This is a genomic window from Nocardia fusca NBRC 14340, from assembly GCF_001618425.1.
Lineage (GTDB): Bacteria > Actinomycetota > Actinomycetes > Mycobacteriales > Mycobacteriaceae > Nocardia > Nocardia fusca.
Map to the genome: position 1 here is coordinate 1 of NZ_BDCU01000044.1, position 22912 is coordinate 22912.

Below are 22912 nucleotides of genomic sequence, written 5' to 3' on the forward strand. Positions count from 1 at the left end.
CCCCGACCCGCGCGCCGCAGGCGCGCAAACAAACACAGATCAACGGCTCTCGATCGGGCTGGGACCGGGGTGGGAGCTGAGCGCCGGATTCAGGTGGGTCCGCGCGAACGCGAGCGTGCGGTCCAGCATGTCCGCGCGGGCCGCGGTCGTGCGGGCGTCCTGGGTGTTGATCTCGGCCACGGCGTGGCCGGTGAACCCGTTGCGGACCAGCATGGCGCACACCGCCGCGCACGGCTGGGTTCCCGCGCCGGGAACCAGATGTTCGTCGTGGGCGGCGCCGCGGCCGTCGGCCAGATGCAGATGGCTCAGGCCCCGGCCCATTCGCGCGACCAGTGCCAGCGGGTCGGTGCCGGCGGTGGCGGTATGCGACAGGTCGAGGGTGTAGTGGCGGAATCCGATCTCGGTGGGATCGTAGCCGGGGCTGAACGCGGTGAGTGACAGACCGGGGCCGCCACGGCGTTCCAGACGTTGGATATCGCGGGCGCGGCGGGCGAAGAGCCGGTCGGCCCGCATGGGGAACATGTTCTCGACCGCGACGGCCACCGAACTGCCCTCTTCGAGTTCGCTCACCTGGTCGGCGAAGCCTTCGGAATAGCGGCGTTGCCAGCGGAACGGGGGATGCACCACCACGGTATCGGCGCCCAGGGCCTCGGCCGTGCGCACACTGCGTTCCAGTTTCGCCACCGGGTCGGCGCCCCAGACACGCTGCGAGATGAGCAGACAGGGCGCGTGCACCGCGAGTACCGGCACCGAGTATTTGCGCGCGTAACCGCGCACGGTGGTGATGCTCTGGCTGGCCGGTTCGGCCCAGACCATCAATTCGACACCGTCGTAACCCAGTTCGGCCGCATAGCGGAAGGCGGCCTCGGTGTTCTGCGGATAGACCGAAGCCGTCGACAGCCCCACCTTGATACCGCGGCGCTGCCCGTCGTCCCGTGGGCCGCCCGCGGGGGAATTGCGTGCCATTGCTGCCTCGCTCAGCCCGTACTGAGTAGAAATGCCAGCGGACCCAGTGTGACGAACACACCGACGACCACAGCGATCACGGTACTGAACATATCGTCGCCGCGCCGCAGGATCCGCACCAGCGCGACCAGACCCAGGATCACCACGACCGCCAGCGCGAGCGCGACGAGCGGCTGTCCCTCCCACAGCATCTCGAAACCCTTGAACGCCAGCATCCCGCCGATCGCCGCGCCCACACTCTGCGCGCCGAGCACGATCCATTGTTTTCGTGGATCCTCGGTGGTCTCGCGGTCCGTGCGCCGCGCTCCTGCCCCGAATTTCGCCTTGGTCGCGGCGAATTTGTCCCCGGCGGCACCGAATTTTCCGCTCAGCGCCGAACGAGCACGGCCCAGGCGGTTCTCACCGGCGGTGTCCTCGGGGTCGTCGTAATCGTCGGCGTCCGGATCGAAATCCGGTTCGAATTCACCTGTTTCGTATTGCTCGCCCGAGGTGGGGGAAAGCGGACGCATGGGACCGTGTACATCGGTGGCGAAGATATCCGTCTTCGCGAAGCCGGGGTCCGGGTCGAATCGGGGGTCGGAGCCGAAACCCTGATCGGGACCATAACCCGGATCGGGGGCGAAACCCGGATCGGTGCCGAAGCGCTGGCCGGGGCCGAAACCCTGGTCCGGGCCGGGCGGCGGGAGCATCGGCCCGGCCGACCGGCCGTTGCGGGCACCCGGGCCACCGAAGTCGGGCGCGTCGTGCGGCGGCGTCTCCAGCCCCTGCAGTCCGGCGCGCAACCGCATGCCCTGCTCGGCCGGCGACCATACGACGGTGGTCTGGTCCCCGTTCGGCTGGTCGGACGATTCCGGAAACGGAGCGGGCTCCGGCAGCGGCCGCGCCCCGCGACGGCGGCGCTCCAGCTTGGGCCGCGGATCGCCGGCCGGCGGTTCCGGCGCCGGCCACGCCTCGGTCGGCGGGGCGGCACCGGGCGGCCCCAGCCGAGGCGGGCCGTCGAAGCCCTGCCCCGGCCAGGGCGGGCCGGGGTCCGGCCCGCCGAAGTCCGGAGCGGGCGACCGGCCGAAATCACCGGGGCCGGGTGGAAGACCGTAATCCGCGGGAGCCTCCGGCTCGGCGGGCGCGACGGGCTCCGCCGCGGCCGCGGCTTCGGCGGCTTCCGCGGCGCGCCGGCGCGCGGCCCGCCCGCCGCCGGGCGTCGGCGGACCGGTCTCCCAGGACTGATTCGGCTGGGCCCCGACGCCCGGGTCGTCCGCGAAAGCGGCGAAATCGTCGTCCGGTTCCGCGCGGCGCCGGCGACCGCCACGGCGCGGGGCCTCCTCCGCGGACGGGAACTGCTCCCGGTCGCTCGCGTAGGGGGCCGGATCACCCAGCCGCGCGGGGGCGCCGTCCGCAGCGGGGCCCGGCGCATACGGCTCCAGCGGGTTGTAGACGGTGATCGGGCCCGACATCGGCGAGTTGTTCGGATCCGGAGCGGCATACGAAACCTGCTCGCCCCCATAACCCTGCGCATCGAAGCCGTTGCCGGCCGGATCGCCCACCTCGGCGGCGGAGTACTCCTCGTCGGCCTCGTCGGGAGCCGCATGGGCCGAGCCGTTGCGTTCGACGACCGGTATATCACCGGACAGGTCGTCGACCGAGAGCCCGCGCCCGCCGCGCCGTCGCCGGCCGCCGCCGGAGGCCGGCTGCGCGCCGTTGCGGGCCAGCAGTTCGGCTACCGACAGTTGATTGGAGTTCCTGCTCATGAAGGCACCGTTTCGATCGGGCCCGCCGACGTCGCAGCGCCGGGTGTCGAACCGTTTCCGGCGGCCGCGTTCGGCGTGTTCGTTGTCAGTGGTCCACCATCCATATCGGTATCCAGTTTGCGCAGGATCAGCCCTTCGCGCAGCGCCCACGGACAAATTTCCAGCGTATCCAGGGAAAGCGCGCGCATGGCGGCCTCGGCCACGAGCGCTCCCGCTACCAATTGCTGGGACCGGTCGGCGCTGACGCCTTCCAGTTCGGCACGATCGGCGGCGGTCATCCGGGAGATGAACGCGATCAGCTGGCGCAGGCTCGAACCGGTCAGTGTCCGGCGGACCCGGGGACCGGCGCCCGAAGGTGCCGCGCCGGTGAGCCGGGCCAGCGAACGGAAGGTTTTGGAGGTGCCCACCGCCAGATCGGGCTTACCCGCTTCGGCGAGCTGTTTGGCCGGATCCACCATCTCGGCGGCGAGCCAATCGCGGAGGATGCCGATGCGCCGTTTGCTCGGCGGATCCTCCGGTAACCATTTGCGGGTCAGCCGGCCGGCCCCCAGCTGCAGCGACAGCGCCACCTCCGGTTCCTCGTCCACGCCGCTGCTCACCTCGAGGGAGCCGCCGCCGATATCGAGGTTGATGATCCGGCCCGCGCTCCAGCCGTACCAGCGGCGTACCGCCAGGAAGGTCAGCCGGGCCTCGTCCACCCCGGCCAGCACCCGCAGGTCCACCCCGGTCTCCGCGCGCACCCGGCCCAGGACCTCCTCGGAGTTGGTGGCCTCGCGTACCGCGGAGGTCGCGAACGCCATCAGTTCCGCGCATCCCGACGTGGCGGCGAGATTCGCCAGATCGGCCACCGTATCGACCAGTTTCTGGGCACCGGCCGCGGTGATCCGGCCCCGGTCGTCCATGTTCTCCGACAGCCGCAACGACTCCTTCGTGGAGCTCATCGGCATGGGATGGCCACCCCGATGCGCGTCCACCACCAGCAGGTGAACGGTGTTGCTTCCGACATCGAGGACACCTAGACGCACACGGACACGTTACTTGGTGTACCTGAACACCAGGCGACCCGGTTGTGGTGTTAGCGTTGAGGGTTGTGACGTCAGACGCTGCCGCGAACGACTCCGTCCCCGCTCCGACCGATCTTCCGATGCCGAAGATGCGACCGAGCCGGGAAGTACCACTCGACTTCCCGCGCGAGTGGCTCGAGTTCGTCGACCCCGCCGACGACGAACATCTGATCGCGGCCGATCTCACCTGGCTGACCTCTCATTGGACCTGCGTGTTCGGCACCCCCGCCTGCCAGGGCATCCTGGCCGATATGCCGGACGCGGGGTGCTGCACACACGGCGCGTTCCTGTCCGACTCCGACGATCGCAAACGGCTGCGCCGGGCGGTGAAGATGCTGACCGCCGAGGACTGGCAGCTGATGGACGAGGCGCGCGACGAACACGGCAAGATCAGCCGCAAGACCTATCTGGAAACCGACGAGCTCGACGGTGAGCCCGCCGAGCGTACCCGCCGGGTCGACGGGGCCTGCATCTTCCAGAACCGGCCGGATTTCGCCGGCGGCCCGGGGTGCGCCCTGCATGTCATGGCCGGGCGCCGGGGCCTGGAACCACATACCGTGAAACCGGATGTGTGCTGGCAGCTACCCATCCGCCGAACCCAGGAATGGGTGGACCGGCCCGACGGTGTGCAGATCCTGCGGACCGTCATCACCGAGTACGACCGGCGCGGCTGGGGCCCGGGCGGGGTGGATCTGGACTGGTACTGTTCCGGGTCGCCCGATGCCCATATCGGGGAACGGCCGGTCTGGCAGACCTACCGCGCCGAACTGATCGAACTGATCGGCGAGCCCGCCTACCGAGAACTCGAACGGCAGTTGCAGAGCCGTCCGGGGTCCGGGGTCGGCGCGGAGCATCCCGCGACCACCCGGGCGCGGCGCAAGGCTCGGGCCAAGGAAAACGGCCGGGCGGTACGCCCCACTCGAATACTCGGACTCGACCTGCGATAACGGGAGCACAGCATGGCGCGGAGCCTCTGGGCGCGATGGCCGGCCGGTACGGCGGCGCTGATGATCATCGGCCTCGCCTGCGCGGCGGCGGCCGGCAGCGCAGGCGCCCGGCCCGCGGCCGACCCGCAGCAGTTCACCGAGCGGACCGCCGAGTTCGTCCCACTCGGTGATCCGAACGCGCTGGCGGCCCGGGACGCGGGCAGACATCTCGTACTCAGCCCGCACGGCACCCGGCGCAGTATCGTCTGCCGCGGCGACGGGGCAGCGGTGCCGTTCCACGACTGCGCCCAAGAGGACGGCCTGGGCTGGGCTCCGCTGCACCGTAGCGATACGCCGGTGGGCGAGGTCTGGATCTATTTCCCCTGAACCGCGCGGTCAGGCCTCGAGTTTGTATCCCAGCCCGCGCACGGTAACCAGGTGTTCGGGCCGGGCCGGATCGGCCTCGATCTTCGACCGCAGCCGTTTCACGTGCACATCGAGGGTTTTGGTGTCGCCGACATAGTCCGCGCCCCACACCCGGTCGATGAGCTGGCCGCGGGTCAGCACCCGGCCCGAATTGCGGAGCAGATATTCGAGCAGGTCGAATTCTTTCAGCGGCAGCGTCACCGGTTTGCCGTTCACCAGCACCGTGTGCCGGTCCACGTCCATCCGTACCGGACCCGCCTCCAGGACACCGTTCTCGCTGCCCGAGTCCAGTTCGTCACCGGCGCCGCGGCGCAGCACGGCCCGGATCCGGGCGATCAGCTCCCGCGCCGAGTAGGGCTTGGTGACGTAGTCGTCGGCCCCGAGTTCGAGCCCCACCACTTTGTCGATCTCGCTGTCGCGGGCGGTCACCATGATGACCGGCACCCCGCTGCGGGTACGCAGCTGTTTGCAGACGTCGGTGCCGCTCATCCCGGGCAGCATCAGGTCGAGCAGGACGATATCGGCACCGGAGCGATCGAATTCGGCGAGCGCCGAGGGACCGTCTCCCACGACCGTGACCTCGAAACCTTCCTTGCGCAGCAGGAAGGCGAGTGGATCGGCCAGCGACTCCTCGTCCTCGACGATCAACACACTGGTCATCTGCGTGCCTCCACACCGTTCGTTCGGCCCGGACCCGAGGGGCGCGGGCTGGTTTCTCTTTTGGTCAGCACGGGCGGACCGGCGGCGGCAGTGCCGTCGGCCTCCTGATGCGCGGGTATGCGCAGCGTGAATGTCGAGCCGGTGCCGAGTTTGCTCCACAGGGTGATCTCACCGTTGTGGTTGGCGGCCACGTGTTTCACGATAGCCAGGCCGAGTCCGGTACCGCCGGTCGCGCGGGAGCGCGCCTTGTCGGAACGGAAGAAGCGTTCGAAGACCCGCTCCTGATCGTCCTTGGCGATACCGATGCCGCGGTCGGTCACGGCCATCGCCACGTAGGAGCCGCGGACCGACCGGCTCACCGATACATGGGAGCCGCGCGGCGAGTAGGCGATGGCGTTCTCGACCAGATTCGAGAGCGCGGTGATCAGCAGCGTCTCGTCGCCGAGCACCTCGAGCCCGCTGGGCCGGTCGGTGCTGACCGTGATTCCGGCGGCCTCGGCCGCGGTCCGCGACCGGTCCACCGCCTGGTTGACCACCGTGTCGACGTCGACGACCTCGAGTTCGGGGAGTTTCTCGGCCCCTTGGAGCCGCGACAGCGCGATCAGTTCGGTGACCATCTTCCCGAGGCGGCTGGATTCGGCCAGCACGCGCTGACCGAAATGCCGGACCGCGTCGGGATCGTCCGCGGTCTCCAGCAGAGCCTCGGCCAGCAGACTCATCGCCCCCACGGGGGTCTTGAGCTCATGGCTCACATTGGCGACGAAATCGCGGCGGGTCGCCTCCATCCGGGCCTGCTCGGAATCGTCGTCGGCGAAGAGCACCGTGAAGCTGGTCTCCTCCGGGGACAGCGGCCGCGCGAGGCCGCGGACCGCGATCCGGCCCCGGCCGGGTGTCGGTTTATCGGCCGTGAGGTCGAACTCCGCCGTTTCACCGGTCGCCAGGACCTTCTCCACCGCCGCCCACGCCCGCTCGTCGAGCAGCCGGTTGCGCACCAGGCCGAGTTCTTCGGCGCGCGGATTGACCAGTACGACATCGCGGTACTCGTCCACCACGGCGATACCGCTTTCCGAGGCCAGCACGATCAGATCGAGAACCTGCGACATCGTGAGACCGGAGTCGGCTTGCCGGCGCTGTGCCTGCCGAGCGTTCATGTAGGGGATGACGAGTCCACCGACGGCCAGTCCGACAACAGCCGCCAGGACTGCCAGCAGTACGGCCTGGGGAACGCTCACATCAAGAATCGTACGGTCGACGACGCGTAAACAAACCCGGGGTCGGTGAAGTTTCGCGCAGGTCACGGGCGATTACGTCATCGTTCGCCGGGCGTTTACGCGTTGTTCGGCAGGGAACAGGTTTCGATCTTCCCGGGCGTGTTCCCGGCCCGGAAATGCCGACGAACCCCATTGCGTCTGGGACACAACGGGGTTCGTGTCGAAGGCGGGGCCGGCGGCCGCTCACCAACCGGGGTTACCACGCACCGGCAGGTTCACGAAGCTCGGCCGATTCGGGTCGAGCTGCACATGCTGCGGCTTCAGCCCGGTATCGAGGAGCATCGGCAGCGGCGGCACTCCCTTGGGCGCGTTGCCGGCGTAGACGTCCACCCGCAGCCGATGCCCGGGTTCCAGCTTCGCCTCGATCGCGGGCACCGCGATATCGAGTGTGGTCACCTCCCCGGGCACCGTGAGCCGCCGGTTCTCGATCGTGACGTACGGCCGGGGGTCGGTGTAATCGCCGTTGGCCGACCGGCTGCTCAGGGAATCGTCGATCTCCCGCAGCGAAGCCATCAGCTGGCCCGAGGACAACACCCGCGACTGCCCGTCGGGCGCCACATCGTTGACCGTCACCGACCAGTAGCCGTCGGCCGCGTCCTGCACCGTCTGCAGGTGCACGGCGATCGGCCCGGAGATCTCGACCGCTTCGGTCACCGGCGTACTGGTGAAGGTCAACCCGTTCGACTCCTGGATCCGGGAGTCCGCGCCACAGGCATTGATCACCGCGACCACCCCCGCGGTCGCCTGGCCGCTGTCGTTGGAGCACAGTCCGGTGAGTCCGGGCGCGACCGTCAACCGGGCGGAGCTGTCGGCGACCGCCCCCAGCGAACCGTCGTACACGCTGTGCCCGCCGGTACCGCTGGGCGCCGCCGAGAGATACATCCGCCGGTACTCGGCCGCCTGATCCGCCGGTGCGCTCACGCCGAAGCCGTCCCTGGTCACCCAGCCGGCGCCCTGCTGCCGCAGAGTGACCGGACCGTACTGATCGATACCGTTGTCGATGCCTTTCAGCCATTTGTCGAACCAGGCACGCTGCAGGACGTCCAGGCGCGGCGGCAACCCGGGTTTGCCCGATTCACTTCCCGAGTTGATGTGATAAGTGTCGCCCATGAGCAGCTGCTTCTGACCCGGCGGCACCGGCATGGCGTTGTAGATCTGGGACTCGGAATAGGTGAACAGGTCGTGCCAGCCCCCGGTCACGAAGGTGGGGACGTCGATCTGCGCCGGATCGCCCAGCCAGGCCTGCCGGTCGGGACTGTCGCCCCGGATCATCTCCTGCAGGCGCGGATCGAGATTCTCCACCCGCGGCGTGGTGTAGGCGTTGAGGAATACGTCCAGGTAGGTGAACGGCGAGGACAGCCGGTCCCGCAACCACTGCTGGTCGAAGGTGCCGTTCACCATCGATTGGACATCCGGTACCCATTTGGTCGCGTTGATCAGCGACATCCACAGCGGAATGAAGGCGAAGCCGAAACCGCCGCCGGGCATGAGCACATCCTGTGCCAGATCGCTGCCGGGCACGACGGGGAACAGGGCCTTCAGCGCGGCCGGATGTTTCTCGGCGGCCTGCAACTGGTTGATCCCGGAATACGACATGCCGGTCATGCCGACCTGTCCGTCCGACCACTGCTGTCGCGCGGCCCAGTCGATGACCTCCACCGTGTCGGCCTGTTCGCGCTGCCGCAACATATCCCAGACGCCCTGGGAGAACCCGGTCCCGCGGACGTCCACCACCACCTGGACGTAACCGCTCTTCACCAGCTGGCGATCGACGGCGAAATTGCGCATGGCCCCGCCGCCGAGCGCCTTGGTCAGATCGGTCAGCCCGGACAGCGGAGTGCCGGTCATATCGATATCGCGGGCCAACTGCGCCAGCGCATCGGACAGCCCGGGTACCGAGCCCGTATGGTCGACCAGATTGGACACCAGTTTCGTATAGGGCGTCATATTGACGAGTACGGGCATCCGAGTGTCGATCGGCCGGGAGGCCGCGTCGGCGGGGCGGTACACATTCGCCTTCAGGACTGTGCCGTCGCTCATGGTGATCGGCACATCCCAGGTGATGTTGATACCGGGATACTGCTGCGGTCCGTCGTGGGTGGCGGCCCACTGCGCCCCCGCCGCTCCCCCGTCGGGACCGGAGACCGCCGGCGCGGCACCGGCACTGCCGCCGAGCAGCGGCGCCAGTAGCACCGTGGCGGCCATGGCCACAGTGGCTCGTATCACAAACTTCATCGGTCGTGATCCATCTCTCGGACTGATCGGGCGTTCGAGAGCTTACACAGCATTACCGGCGGGTAATGAGAATCGACCGGGCCGGCAACAGGCCTTTCCCGACAATTCCGCGCCGGGTCGTGTTATGCCACAAAGACAATCGATGTTTTCGGGTTCCGGTCACAGCATCCGGCGATTCCCGGTAGCGCCGGCCCGCGTACGAAAAAGCGCCGCAACCCGATTCGGGTCGCGGCGCTGTCGATCGGACTACCTGCCGCCCTGGCTCGCGACGGCGGCCGCGCCGGCGGCGGCGGCTTCCGGATCCAGATATTCCCGGGGCCGCACCGGACGCAGGTCGTCGTCCAATTCGTAGCGCAGCGGAATACCGGTGGGAATATTCAGTTCGGCGATATCCTCGTCGGAGATTCCATCGAGATGTTTGACCAGGGCACGCAACGAATTACCGTGCGCCGCGACCAGCACGGTCTTTCCACCGCGCAGTTCTCGCGAAATGGTCGACTCCCAGTACGGGACCATCCGGTTCACCACATCGAGCAGGCATTCGGTGCGCGGTACCTCGATATCGGCATAGCGCGGATCGTCCGCCTGGCTGTACTCGTCGTCGAGTTCGATCGGCGGCGGCGGCGTGTCGTAGCTGCGCCGCCACAGCATGAACTGATCCTCGCCGTACTCGTCGCGGATCTGGGCCTTGTTCTTCCCCTGGAGCGCGCCGTAGTGGCGTTCGTTGAGGCGCCAGTCCCGCACCACCGGAATCCAGTGCCGTTCGGCGGCGTCCAGGGCGATGTTCGCGGTCGAGATCGCGCGGCGCAGCAGCGAGGTGTAGACGATATCGGGCAGGATGCCGTGCTCGGCCAGCAGTTCACCGGCCCGTTTACCCTCGGCGACACCCTTGTCGGTGAGATGCACGTCCACCCAGCCGGTGAACAGGTTCAGGGCATTCCATTCGCTCTCGCCGTGGCGCAGCAAAACGAGGGTGTTCGTCATGCGGGCCATCCTGCCATGGCCCGGTACCGGCTGTGCGTACCCCTCGGGGCCCGCCATCGGCCCACCACCTGCTAGGCGGACCCGGACAAACCGGCCGCGAGTACGGCGGCGCCGTGCAGCGTCGCACCCTCCGCGAGGCGGGACGGTTCCACCCGGAGGCCCCGGATGAAATCCAGCCCCGCGTGCCGGGCGGCCGCGGCGCGCAGCGGCGCCCACAGCAGTTCCCCCGACTCCGCGAAACCGCCACCGACCACGACCGTGTCCACATCGAGCAGCGCGGCCGCGGAGCCGATCGCCGTCCCCAGCGCGGTGCCGGCCCGCGCCAGCGCGGCCCGCGCGATCGCGTCGCCGGCCCGGGCGTCACGCGCGAGTTCCGCGCCGGTCTCGCCGGTCCAGCCCTGTTCCCGCGCCCACCGCGCCGACGACATTCCGCTCGCCACGGCTTCCAGGCAACCGGAACCGCCGCACGCGCACGGCACATCCCACCCGGGCACCACGAGATGACCGATATGCCCGGCATTGCCGGTGCGCCCGACCGATACCCGGCCGTCGACCAGGATGCCGCCGCCGATCCCCGACGATACGGTCATCGCCAGCCCGTTCCGCAGTCCGCGCAGGGCACCCGAATGCTGTTCCGCCAGAGCCAGACACGCACCGTCGAGGGCGAAACGCACCGTGGCGCCGGGAAACAGCCCCGCCACCGCCGCGACGACCGCGAACCCGTCGCGCCACTCGGGAATATTGAGTGCGCGCGTGATGCCGGCCGGGACGTCCACCGGGCCCGCCGATCCGATCCCGACCGCCGTCACCGCGGCACCGGCCGCGACCGCGCGGAGCAGTCCGGCGCACGCCTGCCACACCCCCTCGGCCGGCACCGGCACTCGCCGCACCGAATCGACGCGGCCCGCACGGTCCACCAGTCCGGCGGCGAATTTCGTCGCCCCGATATCCAGTGCCAGAACCGCCACCGTGCCTCCCGAAGATCCGATCCGCAGACAGTGATTGTCACTCATCCGCGACCGGGTTCGACGGTTCCGCGGCGACGGTGCGTACGCGGTCGGCGATCAGGAAGCCCAGGGACCGATACCGCTCACCTTGTCGATCCGGATCCGGGTGAGGAAGCCGGGCGGGGCGTCCGGTGGTGGGAAGGCCGCGCCGGGACCCAGTCGCGTTTTCGCGAGTTCGGTCAACAGCTCCGGGGCCCCGCCCTCGACAATGCGCGCCGTCCCGGTGACCGCGAGGAACGGCCGCATGCCCTCACCTTTCTCCGCCGCCAGGATGGTGACCGCCACCCGGGGATCACGGCGCACATTACGGACCTTGCGGTGTTCGCTCAGGTGCGCGGCGACCAGTTCGTCACCGTCCGGACCTTCTTGCAGCGCCACCCACACCACGCTGACCTGCGGACTTCCATCCGGATTCAGGGTGACCAGCGTCGCGTCGGCGCCGGCGCCGATGAACGCACGAGCGGAATCGTCGAGTCTCATGTGTTCTTCTACCGCGCACCCGGCCGGTTCATTCCCGGCTCAGGGCGCGACCAGCGGCTCCGCCGAATAAGCGCGGTGCAGCAACTTCGGCCTCATCGACCGGCGCCGACCACGGAATCAGTTGGAATCGGTGGAATCGACCAGATGCTCGAAGGCGCGTAGATTCTGCAGCGATTCGCCGCGGGAAACCCGCCACTTCCATTCCTTGCGAATGGATTCGGCGAAACCGAGCTCGAGCAGCGTATTGAAATCCCCGTCCACCGCCTCGAGGATCTGGCCGAAGACCCGGTCCAGTTCCTCGGCCGTGACCGCGTGTGAGGCCGCCCGGCCCACCAGATAGATATCGCCCAATTTGTCGATGGTGTACGCGACACCGTAGAGCCGCCGGTTGCGCCGCAGCAGGTACTTGTAGACGCCTTCGAAATTCTCGTCCGGCTTGCGGCATACGAACGATTCGAAACGCACCCCGTGCGCCCCGACCGTCAGCATCACATTCGTCTTCAGTTTCCGCTCACCCGGCAGTACGGCGACGAACACATCGTCACCGGGGTGGGTGTATTCGATCTCGCGGTCCCGCAGTGTTTCCTCGATGACCCGCGCGGTGGCCGATGTCTCGCTCATCTGCGCACTCCCGTCCGGCGCCGCCACAGCGCCCGCGATCTGGCCTGGCTCTCGCCGAGGATAGCGGGAGTGTGGCCGGGACCGGTCAGCGCGGCGGTGTAGCTGTCCAGCAGCTTCTCGGCCGTATTGGCCCAGGAGAAAGCCGCCGCGTGCGATACGGCCTGCGCACCCAGCGTCCGCAATCGCCCCGCGTCGTCGAGCAGGTACTCCAGGGCACCGGCCCAATCGGGGGTGCGGTGCCCGGCCACCAGCAACCCGCTGTGCTCGTGCCGGACCGCGGTGCCCAGCCCGCCGACCGCGGCCGCCAGTACCGGGGTCCCGCTCGCCTGCGCCTCCAGCGCGACGAGCCCGAAGGATTCGTTGTAGCTCGGCACCGCGACCAGGTCGGCGGCCCGATACACCTGCACCAGCCGGTCGGGCGGCTGCGGCGGTAGGAAGGTGACATGGTCGGCGATCCCGAGTTCGGCGGCCAGTTCGATGAGCGCGTCCGGGCGCTCCAGACCTGTGCCCGAAGGACCCCCGACGATCAGGGCGCGCAGCGGCCGGCCCGGCCGCCGCCGCAGCGCCTCGGCGACCGCCCGCACCAGCACATCAGGGGCCTTCAACGGCTGGATCCGGCCCACGAAGGCCACGATCTCCTCGTGCCCGGCCAAGCCGAGCTCGGCGCGGGCCGCCGCCCGATCGCCCGGACGGTAGCGCGTCAGATCCGCCCCGGGCGGCACGATATCTATCCGGTCGGGCAGCGCCCCGTACAGTTCCACCAGGTCACGCGCTTCCCGCCCGGTATTGGCGGTAAGCCTGTCGGCCTCGGCGATGACCTGTTTCTCCCCGATCTCCCGGGTGGCCGGTTCAGGGGAATCGCCCTCGGCGAGGGCGGCGTTCTTCACCGCGGCCAGCGTATGCGCGGTGTGTACGAGCGGGACCCGCCACCGGTCCCGGGCGAGCCAACCCACCTGCCCGGACAGCCAATAGTGCGAATGCACCAGGTCGTAATAGCCGGGTAGGTGCCGGGCTTCCTGCCGCAGCACCTCGGCGGTGAACGGGCACAGCTGGGTCGGCAGATCGTGTTTGTCCAGGCCTTCGAAGGGCCCGGCGACCACATTGCGCACCAGCACCCCCGGCGCGGCTTCCTGCACCGGCGGCAGATCGGAGGAGGTGGCCCGGGTGAAGATCTCGACCTCGGTCCCCCGCCGGGCCAGCTGCACAGCTGTCTGGAGGACGTAGACGTTCATCCCGCCCGCATCGCCCGTACCGGGCTGTGCCAGTGGTGAGGTGTGCACCGTCAGTACGGCGATACGGTTCGGCCGTCGGTCCGGGCGTTGACTCACGATGTCCATACTGCACGGTGCAACGCGGCAGCCCGGCCCGTCCTTCCCCGGTCGTGAAAGTGATCACACCTGGCGGGTTCGGACCTCTCCGCGAGCCGCGGCGTGCCGTGGCCGGAACGGGGAACCGAGCCGGACAGACCGGCAAAAGCGCCCGTCACGGACGATCAGGACTTCTCGGCGCAGTCCGCGGCGAACTTCCGGACCTCGTTCGAGAAGCGCGCCGGATCCTCGATGAACAGCCCGTGCTGCGCGCCCTCCCAGATGGAGGCCCGGCCCAACGGCGCGGTCTCGGCGATATAGCGGCCGTCGGCCACCGGCACCACCGGATCCGCCGAACCGTGCAGCACCAGCACGGGGACATCGAGGGCGCGCAGGGTCTCCGTATTGTCCACCGACCGGTAGAACAGGGCCTTGCGCACGAACGGCGGTGTCGCCAGGCTCGCGCCGAACAGCCGCTGCGCGTCCGGCCCCTTGTCCCCACCCGGCCCGGTGTTGGCGTTCCCGAACGCGGAGAAACCGCGCACCGCCCGGCCCGGGCTCTCCTCGAACACCCCGGGGATCGCCTGCTGCATAGACTCCCCGACCTCCGCGCCCGGCACCCCGCGACCGATATTGGCCATCGCTCCGGTGTAGACGACCCCCGCGACCGCACCGGTGCCGTACTCGGCGAGATAGTCGCTGATCACGATCCCGCCGTAGGACCACCCCAGCAGCAGCGCATCCGATTCGATCGACTCCGCGGCCAGGACCGCGGCGATATCGGCGGCCCAGTTCTTCGAATCGTCGTAACCCGAGACGGGGGCCTCCGAATACCCGTGCCCCCGCAGATCGACGGCCACGACCCGGAAATCGCCGGCGAGATCGTCGAACACCCGCCCCCAGCAGCGCAGATCCGCCGACCAGCCGTGCACCAGCACCAGCGGCTGTGCCTGCGCGGGCCCGGCTGTCCGATAGACGATGCCGGTCCCGTCCGCACTGCGCGCTTCCCGTATAGCCATGAGCGCATCATAGGATCGGGGCCATGAGCACTCGCACCGCTGTTGTCACCGGGGCCAGCTCGGGTATCGGCGAAGCCACCGCCCGGGAACTCGCGAAGCAGGGGTACCACGTGTACGTGGGTGCCCGCCGGGTCGACCGGCTGCGGGAGCTGGCCGACGAGATCGGCGGTACCGCGCTGGAACTCGATGTCACCTCCGACGAATCGGTCCGCGTCTTCACCGACGCGATCGAGACCGCGAACGTCCTGGTCAACAATGCCGGCGGCGCCAAGGGCCTGGCCACGGTCGCCGAAGCCGACCTCGACGACTGGCGCTGGATGTGGGAGACCAACGTCCTCGGCACCCTGCGGATGACCAAGGCGCTGCTGCCGAAGCTGATCGCCTCCGGTGACGGCCTCATCGTCACCATCACCTCGGTCGCCGCCTTCCACGCCTACGACAACGGTTCCGGCTACACCTCGGCCAAGCACGCCCAGGCCGTCCTGCACCGGACGCTGCGCGGTGAACTCCTCGGGCAGCCGGTCCGGCTCACCGAGATCGCCCCCGGCGCGGTGGAGACCGAATTCTCCCTGGTCCGCTTCGGCGGCGACACCGACCGCGCGGCCACGGTCTACCAGGGCATAGACCCGCTGGTCGCCCAGGACATCGCCGAGATCGTGGCCTTCGCCGCGAGTCGCCCCCCGCACGTGAACCTGGACCAGATCATCGTCAAACCCCGCGACCAGGCCGACCCGGGCCGCTTCGCCCGCCGCGCCTGACGCGCTCGGCAATCCGCGGTGCCGGCCATCGCGACGCCGCTACAGCTCCACCCCCACCGTGACCGGTTCCGGTACCAGAACGACCCCGAACCCCTCGGCCACCCCGTCGCGGACCGTGCGGGCGAGGGCGACGATATCGGCGGTCGTGGCGTCACCGCGGTTGGTCAATGCGAGGGTGTGTTTGGTGGACAGCCGCGCGGGCGCGTCCGGTCCCGGGAAGCCCTTGGCGAAGCCGGCGCGTTCGATCAGCCAGCCCGCGGAGAACTTCACCCCGCCCACTCCCGGATAGGTGGGCACCGGCACATCGCCGAGCCGGTCGCGGATGGCGGCCAGGACCCGGTCCACCTCGGCGTCGGGCACCACCGGGTTGGTGAAGAACGATCCGGCGCTCCAGGTGTCGTGGTCGGCGGGATCGAGGACCATCCCTTTGCCCGCCCGCAGCCCGAGCACGGTTTCGCGGACGGCGGCAGCGGGCCGGGTCTCCCCTTCCGCGGCGCCCAGTCGCTGCGCGAGTTCCCGGTAGCGCAGGGGCGCGCTCGTACCGTCGGGGTGCAGCGTGAACTCCACCGCCAGCACTACCGCCGCATCGCTGTGTTTCAACCGGCTGGTCCGGTAGCCGAAGGCCAGAGTGTCCGGGGTCACCCAGTCGATCTCCCCGGTGGCCCGGTCCAGTAACCGCACCCGGCGCAGCAACCGATCGACCTCGACGCCGTAGGCGCCTACATTTTGCACGGGAGTGGCCCCGGCCGATCCCGGAATCCCGGACAGGCACTCCAGCCCGCCGAACCCGGCCCGTACGCTCGCGGCGACCACACCGTCCCAGTTCGCGCCGGCTTCCGCCGTCACACTGCCGACCCCGAATTCGACTCCTTCGGTAGCGATACGGACCACTACCGACGCCACATCGTCGTCGGAGACCAGCAGGTTCGAACCGCCGGCGACCAGCAGCACCGGCACCTCGGCGGCGTCCAGCGCCCGCACGGTCGCCACCAGCGACTCGGTGGTGGCGCAGTCGGCGACCGTGGCCGGGCCGCCGACGCGCAGTGTGGTCAGCTCCGCCAGCGGTACCGCGGACCGCACGAGCGCGCCCGTTCCGGCCAGCATCTGCCGCAGTTCGTCCGCAGGGACAGCCCGAGAAGTTCGCACGACCAGACGGTAGCGTGTTCGGTCATGGCTACAGCGCTGGCGTATACGGCTCGCTACTCTCATCCGGTCGCGGCGGTGCGCGAAGCATTCTGCAGTGAGCAGTACTGGAAGGACCGGATCGCCGCGGTGGGCGGGCCCGACGCCCAGTTCGTCTCGCTGTCGGTCGAGGGTGAGCAGGTGCGGGTCGAGGTCGTCCAGTCCATCCCCGCAGACCTCCTGCCGCCGGCCATCACCGCTGTACGTCCCGGCGATCTGATCATCCCCCGCACCGAAGTGTGGACCGGTACCACCGGGAGTTTCGAAGCGCGGGTCGAGGGCGCTCCGGCGGAGGTCCGCGGTGCCATCACCGCCACCGACGAGCCCACCGGCGCGGTCGCCGAGATCTCCGGCACGATCGAAGTCAAGGTTCCGCTGTTCGGCCGCAAGATCGAGGAGGCCATCGGGGAACGGCTCACCCAGCTGCTCACCGAGGAGACCGAGTTCACCAATACCTGGATCGCCGGACAGCCGTAGCGGCCCGCAGTCCGCTTCCGCCGTTCCGCGCGAGCGGGGCAGCCCGGCCTCCCACGGAACCGGAGAATCCGGACGGTAACCTACCGCGCATGGCTCGCCGACTGGACTACTCCGCCCGCTATCCGCTGCACACCACCAAAGAGCTGTACGCGGCGCTGACCAACCGGGACTATTGGGAGGCCCGGATGGTCGAGATGCGGAAGTACTCGCCGAACGAGGTCATCAGTCTCGAGGCGAACGAGGACGGTATCGAGGTGGTGCTGCACCACATCCTGCCGCGCGAGACGCTGCCGGAGATCGCGCAGTCGGTGATGCGCAAGGATATGGTCATCACCCGCAAGGAGAGCTTCGGACCGTTCGGGCCCGAGGTCGAGGGCAGGTATTCGGCGTCCATCCCGGCCGGGCCCGGCAGCCTCACCGGCACCACCCGCCTGTTCCCCACCGACACCGGGTGCACCATGCGGATGTCCTCGGAGGCGAAGGTGTTCATTCCGATGGTCGGGCCACGGCTCGAACAGCTCATGCTGGTGAACCTGGTGGATCTGTTCCGCGCCGAGGCCGAAGTGACCCAGAAATGGCTGGACGAGCAAAAACCGGCCGGCTGAGTGGTTCCGCTCGGTACCGTCACCCGGGGTACGACCGCGACCAATCGGCTCCGCCGCAGTGACCGTCAGCTGATCGGCGATCCGCGGATCGCCGAGGTGCTGCGAGGGGCCGCCGATCCGCTGGTGGTGGATCTCGGTTACGGGGCGCAGCCGTGGACGACGCTGGAACTGGCCGCACGGTTGCGTACGGTTCGTCCTGATGTGCGGGTGGTCGGACTGGAGATCGATCCCGCCCGGGTCGTCCCCGCCCGCGACGGCGTCGTTTTCGCCAGAGGCGGGTTCGAACTGGCCGGCCTGCGGCCGGTCCTGGTCCGTGCCTTCAATGTGCTGCGCCAGTATCCGGAGTCCGCGGTCGCGCAAGCGTGGGAGACCGTGCTGGCCGGTCTGGCTCCGGGCGGTCTCCTGGTCGAGGGGACCTGTGACGAACTCGGCCGCCGGTGCGCCTGGGTGGTGCTGGACCGTTCGGGCCCGCGCACCCTGACCCTCGCGTGGGATCCGTTCACCGTCGAACGTCCCTCCGATCTCGCGGAACGTCTCCCCAAAGCGCTGATCCACCGCAATGTGCCCGGTGAACGGGTGCACACCCTGCTCGGCGCGGCCGACCGGGCGTGGGCGCACACGGCGCCGCTGGCCGTCTTCGGACCACGGGTGCGCTGGCGCGCGGCGGCGGACCTGCTGCGGGCGCAGGGTTTCCCGGTGCACGATTTCCGCCGCCGACTGCGCGACAATGTGCTGAGCGTTCCGTGGCCGGTGGCCGCGCCCGCCGGACAGGCGGAAGATAATTTGTGATCCATATCACAAACTGGAGCCTGAATCCACGCTGACGTCGCAACCTTCACCCACAGCCCATAACCGGTCCACAGAGCCGGCACAGAATCATCGTGAAGAATCTCAACCATGTCCACCAAGTCCCTGCCTGCACCGAAGGTCGGCCGCCGGACCGTCGTGATCGCCGTACTCACCGTGATCGTGCTCGTGGTGGCGGCGCTGATCGGCGGCGAGGCCTATGCGCGACACCGGATCGCGAGCTGTATCAGTTCGCAGTTCGAGAAAGAGATGGGATCGCAGATCGATGTCGGCTTCGGCGCGAAACCCCTCCTCATCACCTGGTTGGACGGGAAGGTCTCGCGGCTGGATGTCGACAGTAAAGGCGACGAATTCGGCCCCGCCGTCGATATGCAGGTCCATGCCCAATTCCACGATATCGAGATGGCCGAGGGGAGCAATAGCGGCAGCTCGGTCGGGAGTTCGAACGCCGACGTCAGCTGGAGCAACTCCGGGATCTCCCAGACGCTTCAGGGTCTGGTCAGCGATGTGCAGTCCGATCCCGACACCGGGCAACTCACCATGAAGGTGCTCGGCGGATTCGGGGCCATGCAGCTCACCCCGCGGATCCAGGACGGCAAAGTCGATATCGACGTGGCCCAGGCGCAGTTCCTCGGTATCGGAGTACCCGACGACCTGGCCCAGGGCGTGGTGGACCTGATGACCGAGAGCCTGCAGACCTACCCGATGGGCCTGCAGCCGACCGAACTGCGGGTCACCGCCGACGGTATCCAGGTGGACCTGCAGGGCGGCCCGACCGAACTGCCCGCCGCCGAAGGCAATGCGAGCTGCTGAGCGGCGCGGACCGTCACCCGGGGAACCCGTCGAGCACGGCCCGGGATCGGGAGAGCCCCAGCCGGGTGGCGCCCGCGGCGATCAACTCGGCGGCCGCTTCGGCGGTGCGGATACCCCCGCTCGCCTTGATTCCCAGCCGCCCACCGACGGTTTCGGCCATCAACCGCACCGCCCGGGTATCGGCGCCGCCGGCGGGATGAAAACCGGTGGAGGTCTTCACGAAATCGGCGCCCGCCTGTTCGGCCGTCCGGCACACCTCGACGATCGCCTCGTCGGACAGCGCGGCGGATTCGATGATCACCTTCAGCGCCGCGCGCTCCGAGATCGCCTCGCGCACCACGATGATATCGGCGAGTATCGCATCGAAATCGCCCGCGACCGCCGCGCCGATATCGATGACCATATCGACCTCGCCCGCCCCCTGATCCACCGCGAGCCGGGCCTCCGCCCCTTTCACCAGCGAATGATGTTTTCCGGAGGGAAATCCCGCAACGGTCGCCACCACCAGGCCAGGAGCCTGTATCGGCAGCACGGACGGCGAAACGCACACCGCGTACACGCCGAGTTCCCGGGCCTCGGCCACCGCGGCGGTAACATCCGCGCTCGTCGCCTCCGGGGCGAGCAGCGTGTGGTCGATCATTGCGGCCACCTCGGACCTGGTCAGCGACTTGGAATCGGCCATGGAACGAAAGTCTGGCACACCGCGGGCGAATTCCGTTGCGCGCCTCGGGCTCCTCGCGCACACTCGTATCGCCTTCCGACGAGAGGACGATGTTGCTGATCCGCCGCGAACGAGCCGTCGACGCCGACGCTGTAGCAGCCGTGCACCGTAGCGCTTTCGCCCCGCACTATGCGGCGGGTGGTCCCGCGGCCGGTACCGCTCTGGTCGAGGCGCCACCCGAGGTCGCGCTACTCGCCCGGCTGCGCACCGACCCGGGGTGGATCCCCACCCTGTCCATGGTCGCGATCGAGCGCGAGGCCGTGGTCGGGCATGTTTGCGTCACCCGGGCGACCGTGGGGCCGTTCCCTGTCCTGGCACTGGGCCCCCTCGGGGTCCGCCCCGACCTGCAGAGCCGCGGCGTGGGCTCGGCGCTGATGCACGCCGTGCTCGGCGCCGCCGACGCCTTGGACGAACCGCTCGTCGGCCTGCTCGGCAGCCTCGACTACTACCCCCGGTTCGGCTTCCAGCCGGCCGAGCGGCTGGGCCTGGCCCCCGACCGGCCCGAATGGGCGAGCCACTTCCAGATCCGGCCGTTGAGCGCCTACGACTCCCAGATAGTCGGCGAATTCCATTACGCCGAACCCTTCTACGAGCTGTAACCACGCCTGCCCGTCCCGGCCGGCCGGCCGCCGCGCGTTCCGGCCGGCCGCAACCGCGGAGTCGCGCTGTTCGGCCGATGGGCCCCCTGTCAGGATGACCTCATGGTTTCCGCAGCTGCCACCCCCGACGGCCGGCAATACGTACTCACCCTGGGCTGTCCCGACCGCCCCGGCATCATCGCCGCCATCACCTCGTTCATCGCCGAATTCGGGGGCTCCATCGTGGAGGCCGGCTACCACTCCGACCTGGAGACCGGCTGGTTCTTCACCAGACAGTCCATCAAGGCCTCGACCGTGCCGTTCGGAGTGGAAGAACTGCGCAGCCGATTCGAACGGGTCGCCGCCGATCTCGGCCCGGAGACCGAATGGCAGGTCCACGATTCGGGTGTGCGCCGCCGCGCGGTGCTGCTGGTGAGCAAGGAGGGGCACTGCCTGCACGACCTGCTCGGCCGCGCCACCTCGGGGGAACTTCCGGCCACCATCGAGGCCGTTATCGGCAATCATCTCGATCTCGCGGCGATCACCGAGGCGCACGGCATCCCGTTCCACCATGTGCCGTTCCCGAGGGATCCGTCCGAACGCGGACCGGCCTTCGAACGGGTCCGCGAACTGGTGGACTCGCATTCCCCCGACGCGGTCGTGCTGGCCCGGTTCATGCAGGTCCTCCCGGAGCGACTGTGCGAACACTGGGCGGGCCGAGCCATCAATATCCATCACAGTTTCCTGCCGTCGTTCGTCGGCGCCCGCCCGTACCACCAGGCATTCGTCCGCGGCGTCAAACTCATCGGGGCGACCTGCCACTACGTGACCGCCGAACTGGACGCGGGCCCGATCATCGAACAGGACGTCATTCGCGTCGATCATGCCGACAGCGTGACCGATATGGTTCGCGAGGGCCGCGATATCGAACGGGTCGTGCTGGCCCGCGGCCTGCGCTGGCATCTGGAGAGCCGGGTGCTGGTCCACGGACGCCGCACCGTCGTGTTCTCCTGAGGCGGCTCAGCCGGCGGCTTCGGCCGGTTCGCGCACCGAGGTCAGGACCTGATCGAGGATCGCGTTGAACCGGTCGATCGCCTCCACATTGCCCAGGTGTCCGGTGGGCAGCAGGACGAACTGGACGAGACTGCCGGTCTCCCGGAGCCACGCGGCGATCTGTTCGGCGTGCACCGCCGGGGTCATATCGTCCGCCGTGCCCGCCACCACCGTGGTCGGCACCACCAGGTGGCGGGCCGCGTCTCCGAGGTCCATCTCCGCGAGCAGCAGCCCGAACTCCGAGCGGATCCGCGACCGGCACGAGCGCACGATGTTCATCCCGAAATCGATCGCTTCCCGGTCTGCGGCCAGGCTCATGATCTGCCGGGCGAAGATCCACCGCACCAGGGCCACCGGTGGGAAGACGATGCGGGCACCGAGTCCGTTGCGACCGAGCCAGGCCGGCAGCGGCACCACCCGGTTCAGCAGCGGCAGCGGCCGGTTGAAGAACGGCACCACCGTGGTCTCGGCGACCAGTGAATGCGGTCCGGTATTGGCCAGCAGGACCGCCGCGGCCTGGTCGACCACCCGCTGCGGATACTTCCCGGCCCAGGCCTGCACGGTCATCGCGCCGAGGCTGTGCCCGACGAGCACCGCCCGCTGACCCGGCCGCAGCACCGCGTCGAGTACCGCGCAGAGATCGTCGGCGAGCAGATGACAGTCCAGCTGGTCCGGTTCGCCGAATTCGCTCTCGCCGTGCCCGCGCAGGTCGAAGGCGATCACCTTGTATCGCCCGGCGAATGCGTTGATCTGCGGGTTCCAGTATTCGAGGCAGCAGGTCCAGCCGTGGATCAGCACCACCGGCTGGGCGTCGTCCGGCCCGTACGCGTGCACGCGGAGACGGGCGCTGTCCTCGGCACGCACATCGATGACCCGGTGCTCGGCGCTCGGCGGATTCAACGCGGGATTATGGTATCCGCCGCGGGTGCGCAGGCCCGCACGGTGCACCTCGAACAGCCCCTCGACCTGTCGGGCGAGGGCGGTGAGGGCCTTCGGCATCGTTGCACGCATCAAGACACACTCCTTTGTGTTACCGATTGACACAGTAACGCCTGGAGGCGGCCCACGCCAGCATGCAAGCTGCGGTTCGACAGAATCTCGCCGGTCGACCGGGACCGATACGCGATTTCTCGGTACAGGTCATAGACACCGGCCGGAGAGCCGGAGCCTATGGGGTCCGGCGCGGACCCTGTCGTAAAGGCGAGGG

Annotated in this window: 24 protein-coding genes; 9 read left to right on the top strand and 15 right to left on the bottom strand. The window is 69.0% G+C overall.

Annotated elements, in window-relative coordinates; translation table 11 throughout:
- Positions 1–39: 39 nt before the first annotated feature.
- Genes NF4_RS27590 through NF4_RS27600 form a run of 3 tightly spaced genes read right to left on the bottom strand, consistent with a single transcriptional unit; the run spans position 40 to position 3736 of the window.
- Positions 40–966: a sugar phosphate isomerase/epimerase family protein gene (locus tag NF4_RS27590; RefSeq protein ID WP_063130320.1), complete on the bottom strand. Its 927-nt coding sequence runs from the start codon at positions 964–966 to the stop codon at positions 40–42.
- An 11-nt stretch (positions 967–977) separates the two neighbouring features.
- Complete coding sequence (locus NF4_RS38840; protein WP_063130321.1) at positions 978–2711, bottom strand: Rv0497 family membrane protein; 1734 nt, start codon at positions 2709–2711, stop codon at positions 978–980.
- Positions 2708–3736 carry a Ppx/GppA family phosphatase gene (locus tag NF4_RS27600; protein WP_063130322.1) on the bottom strand — a complete coding sequence of 343 codons (1029 nt, stop codon included), beginning with the start codon at positions 3734–3736 and terminating at the stop codon, positions 2708–2710. Before NF4_RS27600 ends, NF4_RS38840 begins: the two co-directional genes overlap by 4 nt.
- Before the next feature lie 128 nt (positions 3737–3864).
- Here NF4_RS27600 and NF4_RS27605 point away from each other — a divergent pair, with 128 nt between their 5' ends.
- Both NF4_RS27605 and NF4_RS27610 read left to right on the top strand, forming a co-directional pair.
- Positions 3865–4722 carry a DUF3109 family protein gene (locus NF4_RS27605; protein WP_063814731.1) on the top strand — a complete coding sequence of 286 codons (858 nt, stop codon included), beginning with the start codon at positions 3865–3867 and terminating at the stop codon, positions 4720–4722.
- A 12-nt stretch (positions 4723–4734) separates the two neighbouring features.
- Positions 4735–5088, top strand: coding sequence for a hypothetical protein (locus NF4_RS27610; protein WP_063130324.1), 354 nt, complete (start codon positions 4735–4737; stop codon positions 5086–5088).
- 9 nt (positions 5089–5097) lie between these two features.
- Here NF4_RS27610 and NF4_RS27615 read toward each other — a convergent pair whose 3' ends face one another.
- From NF4_RS27615 to NF4_RS27655, 9 genes are all read right to left on the bottom strand, one after another.
- On the bottom strand, positions 5098–5787 hold the full coding sequence (locus NF4_RS27615) for a response regulator (RefSeq protein WP_039826973.1): 690 nt from the start codon (positions 5785–5787) through the stop codon (positions 5098–5100).
- Positions 5784–7019 (bottom strand): sensor histidine kinase, encoded by a 1236-nt coding sequence (locus NF4_RS27620; RefSeq protein ID WP_063130325.1) that lies wholly within the window; start codon positions 7017–7019, stop codon positions 5784–5786. Before NF4_RS27620 ends, NF4_RS27615 begins: the two co-directional genes overlap by 4 nt.
- Positions 7020–7241: 222 nt before the next feature.
- On the bottom strand, positions 7242–9293 hold the full coding sequence (locus NF4_RS27625) for a CocE/NonD family hydrolase (protein ID WP_063130326.1): 2052 nt from the start codon (positions 9291–9293) through the stop codon (positions 7242–7244).
- A 246-nt stretch (positions 9294–9539) separates the two neighbouring features.
- The gene (locus NF4_RS27630) at positions 9540–10277 is read right to left on the bottom strand and encodes a phosphoglyceromutase (RefSeq protein WP_063130339.1); all 738 of its coding nucleotides are present in this window, start codon (positions 10275–10277) and stop codon (positions 9540–9542) included.
- A 71-nt stretch (positions 10278–10348) separates the two neighbouring features.
- On the bottom strand, positions 10349–11245 hold the full coding sequence (locus NF4_RS27635; protein WP_157120644.1) for an ROK family protein: 897 nt from the start codon (positions 11243–11245) through the stop codon (positions 10349–10351).
- Positions 11246–11341: 96 nt separating this feature from the next.
- Complete coding sequence (locus NF4_RS27640; RefSeq protein ID WP_063130328.1) at positions 11342–11764, bottom strand: TIGR03618 family F420-dependent PPOX class oxidoreductase; 423 nt, start codon at positions 11762–11764, stop codon at positions 11342–11344.
- Positions 11765–11881: 117 nt separating this feature from the next.
- Positions 11882–12385, bottom strand: coding sequence for a type III secretion system chaperone family protein (locus tag NF4_RS27645; RefSeq protein ID WP_063130340.1), 504 nt, complete (start codon positions 12383–12385; stop codon positions 11882–11884).
- Positions 12382–13722: a D-inositol-3-phosphate glycosyltransferase gene (gene mshA, locus NF4_RS27650; protein ID WP_063130329.1), complete on the bottom strand. Its 1341-nt coding sequence runs from the start codon at positions 13720–13722 to the stop codon at positions 12382–12384. Before mshA ends, NF4_RS27645 begins: the two co-directional genes overlap by 4 nt.
- Before the next feature lie 155 nt (positions 13723–13877).
- Entirely contained in the window at positions 13878–14711 is an 834-nt protein-coding gene (locus NF4_RS27655; RefSeq protein ID WP_063130330.1) for an alpha/beta fold hydrolase, read from the bottom strand.
- Positions 14712–14734: 23 nt separating this feature from the next.
- On the opposite strand from NF4_RS27655, the gene NF4_RS27660 reads away from it, so the two are divergent.
- Positions 14735–15469: an SDR family NAD(P)-dependent oxidoreductase gene (locus tag NF4_RS27660; protein ID WP_063130331.1), complete on the top strand. Its 735-nt coding sequence runs from the start codon at positions 14735–14737 to the stop codon at positions 15467–15469.
- A gap of 39 nt (positions 15470–15508) precedes the next feature.
- On the opposite strand, the gene NF4_RS27665 is transcribed toward NF4_RS27660, so the two are convergent.
- The gene (locus tag NF4_RS27665; protein WP_063130332.1) at positions 15509–16573 is read right to left on the bottom strand and encodes a UDP-N-acetylmuramate dehydrogenase; all 1065 of its coding nucleotides are present in this window, start codon (positions 16571–16573) and stop codon (positions 15509–15511) included.
- Positions 16574–16639: 66 nt separating this feature from the next.
- Here NF4_RS27665 and NF4_RS27670 point away from each other — a divergent pair, with 66 nt between their 5' ends.
- The 4 genes from NF4_RS27670 (at position 16640) to NF4_RS27685 (ending at position 19353) form a co-directional block, all read left to right on the top strand.
- A complete protein-coding gene (locus NF4_RS27670; protein ID WP_063130333.1) occupies positions 16640–17128 on the top strand; it encodes a DUF2505 domain-containing protein in 489 nt (162 codons plus the stop codon).
- An 89-nt stretch (positions 17129–17217) separates the two neighbouring features.
- The gene (locus NF4_RS27675; protein ID WP_063060300.1) at positions 17218–17733 is read left to right on the top strand and encodes a DUF2505 domain-containing protein; all 516 of its coding nucleotides are present in this window, start codon (positions 17218–17220) and stop codon (positions 17731–17733) included.
- The gene (locus tag NF4_RS27680) at positions 17734–18522 is read left to right on the top strand and encodes a hypothetical protein (RefSeq protein WP_063130334.1); all 789 of its coding nucleotides are present in this window, start codon (positions 17734–17736) and stop codon (positions 18520–18522) included.
- 108 nt (positions 18523–18630) lie between these two features.
- Positions 18631–19353 (top strand): LmeA family phospholipid-binding protein, encoded by a 723-nt coding sequence (locus tag NF4_RS27685; RefSeq protein WP_063130335.1) that lies wholly within the window; start codon positions 18631–18633, stop codon positions 19351–19353.
- A 13-nt stretch (positions 19354–19366) separates the two neighbouring features.
- Here the strand turns inward: NF4_RS27685 and deoC are convergent, their stop codons facing one another.
- Positions 19367–20035, bottom strand: coding sequence for a deoxyribose-phosphate aldolase (gene deoC, locus NF4_RS27690; protein ID WP_063130336.1), 669 nt, complete (start codon positions 20033–20035; stop codon positions 19367–19369).
- 92 nt (positions 20036–20127) lie between these two features.
- On the opposite strand from deoC, the gene NF4_RS27695 reads away from it, so the two are divergent.
- Entirely contained in the window at positions 20128–20673 is a 546-nt protein-coding gene (locus NF4_RS27695; RefSeq protein ID WP_063130341.1) for a GNAT family N-acetyltransferase, read from the top strand.
- Positions 20674–20775: 102 nt separating this feature from the next.
- On the top strand, positions 20776–21666 hold the full coding sequence (purU, locus tag NF4_RS27700) for a formyltetrahydrofolate deformylase (protein WP_063130337.1): 891 nt from the start codon (positions 20776–20778) through the stop codon (positions 21664–21666).
- A gap of 6 nt (positions 21667–21672) precedes the next feature.
- Here purU and NF4_RS27705 read toward each other — a convergent pair whose 3' ends face one another.
- Positions 21673–22716, bottom strand: a complete 1044-nt coding sequence (locus NF4_RS27705) for an alpha/beta fold hydrolase (RefSeq protein WP_063130338.1) — start codon at positions 22714–22716, stop codon at positions 21673–21675.
- Positions 22717–22912: the final 196 nt, after the last annotated feature.